Origin of the sequence: Collinsella sp. An2 (genome assembly GCF_002160065.1) — a bacterium.
Lineage (GTDB): Bacteria > Actinomycetota > Coriobacteriia > Coriobacteriales > Coriobacteriaceae > Limicola.
Map to the genome: position 1 here is coordinate 1 of NZ_NFJW01000042.1, position 1,608 is coordinate 1,608.

Consider the following 1,608-nt stretch of genomic DNA (forward strand, 5'->3'; position numbering starts at 1 on the left):
GAGACGATATGAGAAAGCCATTGAGGGAAAGCCTCCCCGCGGCATACCGGGTCGCGGGCTGGGCGGGAACAATGGCTTTGTAATCGTCGCCTGCGGTGCCGCCGTACCGCACGTATGGGAGGAGGCTCCCCATGACCCATGTTACCTCCATCGGCCTCGATGTTCACGCCCGCTCCGTCGCGGCCTGCGCGTTCAACCTCTACACGGGCGAGGTGACGCAGAGGGCCTTCGGCACGGACGCCGAGGAGATGGCCTCCTGGATCAAGACGTTCGAGGAGCCCAAGGCGGTCTATGAGTCGGGGCCCACCGGGTTCGCCCTGTGTCGCAGGCTCCGCGAGCTCGGGGTGGATTGCATCGTCGGCGCCGTCTCCAAGATGCAAAAGCCCGCGGCGGACAAGCGTCGCAAGAACGACAGGCGCGACGCCGCCTTCCTGGCGAGGCTCCTCGCCACCCGCAACGTCACCGAGGTCTGGGTGCCGCCCCTCGAGGTGGAGGCCGCCCGCGACCTGTCCCGCGCGCTCGACGACGCGCGGATCGACCTCCAGCGATCCCGGCAGCGCCTCTCCAAGTTCCTGCTGAGGCGCGGGCACGTCTTCGACGAGGTGGACGCCCTCGGCCGGAAGAAGGGGGCCTGGACCCGGGCGTTCTGGAGATGGGCCGAAGGCCTCAGGCCCCAAGAGAAGGCGGCGGCGCACGCGTTCGACCACTACGTCACCTGCGTGCGCTGCGCCGAGTCGGATAAGCGGGCCCTCGAAAGGCTCGTGCTCGCCGAGGCCCGAGGCGAGCGATGGAAAGATAGGGTCGGCGCCCTCGCCTCCATCAAGGGCATCGACGTCATATCCGCCTTCAGCCTCGTCACCGAAGCGGGCCTCTTCAGCCGCTTCCCGACGGCGGGCTCCTATGCCTCCTGGGTGGGCATCACGCCTTCCGAGCACTCCAGCGGCGAGAAGGAGGCGTGGGGCGGCATCACCAAGACGGGGAACGGCGCCTCGAGGCGCATCCTCGTGGAATCGGCCTGGCACTACTCGTCCTGCTCTCCCAAGCCCAAGGCGGCGCCGACGGGATATGAGGTGTCGCGGCACATAAAGAGCAGGGCGGACGATGCCACCGCCCGTCTCGTCCGCCGCCGCGAATCGCTGCGGGCGGCCGGCAAGCGGGCCTGCGTCGCCAACGTCGCAGTCGCCAGGGAGCTCGCCTGCTGGGTCTGGGAGATCGGCAGGCGGGCTGAGGGGACGCTCGGCTAAGCCTGGGTGATACAGACGTTCTTGCCGGACGCGCTTGCATATCGACGCATCGCCGGGATCGGTTCACGACCTTTTTATGGGTAATCGAATAGATTGCACCCGAGAAACGAGACTCAAGAGATTTTCGACAGGACGGTCCCGGACGGAGAATCGAAATGCGGTGGGTGCGCGAAACATATGCCAGCTGGGCTAAAGCTTTCTGTTCGGCCAGCGCACAAGCCCGCGGATATTAGCTTGCCAGGCGAGCGACGACTAACGAGCATCTTATGCAGGCGAAGCCGACTAGAAGTAGTTACAGGTCCCGGATGAAAATCCAGGACCTGTAACGTCATGCCTCTTGACAATGGCTTTCTCATATTAAAAA

General features: G+C 65.1%; 1 protein-coding gene. It reads left to right on the forward strand.

Going from position 1 to position 1,608, the window contains the following annotated elements; all coding sequences use genetic code 11:
- The first annotated feature begins 131 nt into the window (after positions 1-131).
- Complete coding sequence (locus tag B5F33_RS10725; RefSeq protein WP_087411813.1) at positions 132-1,244, forward strand: IS110 family transposase; 1,113 nt, start codon at positions 132-134, stop codon at positions 1,242-1,244.
- The last annotated feature ends 364 nt before the right edge of the window (positions 1,245-1,608 follow it).